The following is a 3,070-nucleotide window of genomic DNA, read 5'->3' as shown; positions in this document are numbered from 1 at the left end:
CTTCCAGGGGAGCCTAATAAAACGGGGGCCTAAAGTGTGCCGCTTCTTTTTGCCTCCCCTGAAAGGGGAGGTGGTTCGCGCTAGCGAACCGGAGGGGTTGTCTTTCGCGCCAAAACAACCCCCTGAGCCTTGCATTTTTTACGGATATCTGGTATCTTTCACAATAACCATCGTGTGTGGGGTGTTCGTATTTTTCAGTTGAGAATATCTATCACTATACCTTAAGGAGGAGTTGGGAACATGGTTTTGAACAGGAGGTTTTTGCGTGTGGCGGCGCTGGGGGCGGTCTTCGCCCTGGGCCTCGCCGGGACCGCGTTGGCGCTGCCGACGACTTATAAGTGGAAGGGGGAGGCTTCAGGCTCTGAAAAGAAATGGGCTGAGGCAGGAAACTGGGTGCCCCTTGTGGGTGATGGCACTACTTACCCCAAGACCACCGACACGGCGATTATCGGAGCAAACTTTGAGGTTGAGGTCGATGGAGAGGCGGCAGCAGCAGCGGTGGTGGACCTTGGCGATGGCGCTAAGCTGACGATTAAGACCGACAAGCTGACCCTCGACAATAACGGCGAGCTCAGGGCATCGGGCAGCGCGACGGTGACGAGCAAGGTGGCGGGTGGACTGGAGTTCACCGGCACCAACAAGGTTGCCGTCTCCGCGGACAAGACCCTGACCCTGGCGGCAGAGGGTGCGGGAGCGACCATAGTCGGCGCTGCCGCCGCCCTGCAACTCTCCGGCGCGGGCGCGCTGATTCTGAAGACTCCAATGATGGCGGCCACGGACCTGAAGATCACGGACCGCAGCTGGCTGATCGTGAATGCCGACACCAGCGATAACAAAGGGGCGTTGCCGGGGCTTTCTGCTGTTTCCCTAGAGATCGACGACGGTATCATCACCGTCAACGCAGAGCATTTTGGCGTTGGCACTGGAGTAACTAACACGCTGAAGATGAAGAAGGGCACGCTGGAGCTGAAAGAGCCGCTGGCAGCGAACATCAAGACCGTCGATATCCAGAATGGTGACCTGTTTGTTTTGGAGAACGGCGCGATTGGCGTCGAGGCCACGCCGGACGGTATATTGAATCTGGGAGTTAACTCAAATTCTTCAGGCCATCTCCATCTGCAGCGTAACATGACCCTTGTGAAGTTGACGACGGCAACAGGAGATGTTGTCAACACCATCGACATCGCCAGCGGCAAGGCCTTGACCGTCGCGGAGCTTGATACTAATACGCTCAACGCTGCGGTGACCGGGAACGGAACCCTGCACCTGAAGGGTGCTGCTGGCTATACGGCCACCCTGAAGAAGGCGGTCGAGGGAACGGTCAAGATCGAGGCTGGCGGCGCCGGCGTGTTGACCCTGAACGCTGACGAGAACGTAGACGCGGTCGAGTTTGCGGGGCCTACCACTACTACCGCTACCCTGGCTCTTGCGGTCGATAAGAAGATTGGGACTCTGACTTTCGGAGATGTGACCACTTCCCTTGCCCTGAATTTTAGCGGCAACAACACGATTGAAAAACTGAATTTGAATTCAACGAAACCCCTGACGGTCCAGAGCGGCGGAGCAGAGAACACGATCAACTTCCTGGCCCCTGTCGCTAACGCCGAAGTGAAGGTGACCAGCACGGGGCCCCTGTCGATCGTGGACGGAACGCCGAGCGTGAAGTGGAACGCAGAGCTAGCAGCCGGTGCCAAACTCGCGGTGAAGGGCAAGGACCTGCTCGCGGGGGAGGTCAAAATAAAGCTTGCTGGCGGCACCCTGACCCTGCCCAGCGGGGAGTTCTCGAAGCTGGAGCTGACAGAGGACGCTGCCAACTCGGCGATTGCGGTCGACGTCGCGACGCAGGACCCGGTCCTGAAGGTGAAGAAGGTTACGCTGGCGAATGGCTTGACGATGAGGGGTCCTGCGACCTGGTTGCAGGACCAGCCGGCGGGCGGAAAGGTCACGCTGCTGGAGATGGAAGATGAGCTTACTCCGGGAAAGAACATCACGAGCGATATTGACCCCACTTTTGCGACCGCGGCACTCGATACCGATAGGAAGAAGCTGATCCTCACGATGGTGAAGCCTTTCGGCATCCCTGCGCTGGAGGCGACGACGGCCTCCCTGGGGAACCTGTGCGACGTGACCGTGAAGGTCATCAATAACGTGGTCGTGGGGGCCGGGAAGTGGACGACAGAGCTTGTGAGCCTCGATGCCATGGGGACCGCCGAGGTGACGCCGGGCCTTGCCGGCGATTTCAGGGCGGAGTACCGTGTGACTCTGAAGCAGGGCTTCAAGAGCGGGTTCCTGAGGGTTATCGCTGAGAACAGCGATGGCTTCAAGGGCTTTGTCGACGTCGAGCTGAAGGCCGGGTCCGGCGGCAGCAACGACGACGACTCCGATAAGCCGAGCATCGACCCGGCGAGCTGGACCACGACGGCCATCAGCGGGGACGCGGGAGAGGTGGTGCTCCAGGCGAAGCTGAAGCTGGCGGGCACGCCGAAGGCCGTGGCGGTGGAGACCTCCGGCATGAAGGAGAAGCCGAAGGCCGAGCTGCTGGACGCGAACGGGAAGAGCGTCCTGCCCACGGCCAGCGCGAAGACCAAGGAGTACACGCTGAAGCTGACGTGCAAGACCACGAAGGCCGAGATCGCGGCGGGTGCGGCGATCAAGAAAGTGACCGTGACGATGACCGACGGCACGAAGCAGGATATCACCGTGGACAAGAAGCTGAAGGACATGAAGGCCGACACCAAGAAGCCCGGCGGCAACAAGCCCGGTGACGGCAACAAGCCTGGTGACGGCAACAAGCCCGGTGACGGCAACAAGCCTGGCGACGGCAACAAGCCCGGAGACAACAAGCCTGGCAACAACAAGAAGGACAGTTCCGGCGGCGGGTGCGATGCGGGGTTTGGCGGACTGGCGCTGGCTCTTGGCGCGGCGTTCCTGCTGAAGCGGAAGGCGTAGTCCGAAACCAGATGACGAGGCGGGCCTCCCTCGAGGCTCCAGCCTGAGAGACACGCGAGAGCGGCGCCCACAGGGCGCCGCTCTCGCGTCTTTGCTTTTGGAGTGCCAGTGCCGGTTGATA

The 3,070-nt window shown here is 60.3% G+C and carries 1 protein-coding gene; it reads left to right on the top strand.

The features are described from left to right. The first annotated feature begins 240 nt into the window (after positions 1-240). Positions 241-2,949 (top strand): Synerg-CTERM sorting domain-containing protein, encoded by a 2,709-nt coding sequence (locus tag SY1_RS12880; RefSeq protein WP_409152245.1) that lies wholly within the window; start codon positions 241-243, stop codon positions 2,947-2,949. Positions 2,950-3,070: the final 121 nt, after the last annotated feature.

Origin of the sequence: Fretibacterium fastidiosum (genome assembly GCF_000210715.1) — a bacterium.
In the GTDB taxonomy this organism is placed as follows: domain Bacteria; phylum Synergistota; class Synergistia; order Synergistales; family Aminobacteriaceae; genus Fretibacterium; species Fretibacterium fastidiosum.
This window is presented reverse-complemented; position numbering and strand designations above follow the sequence as displayed.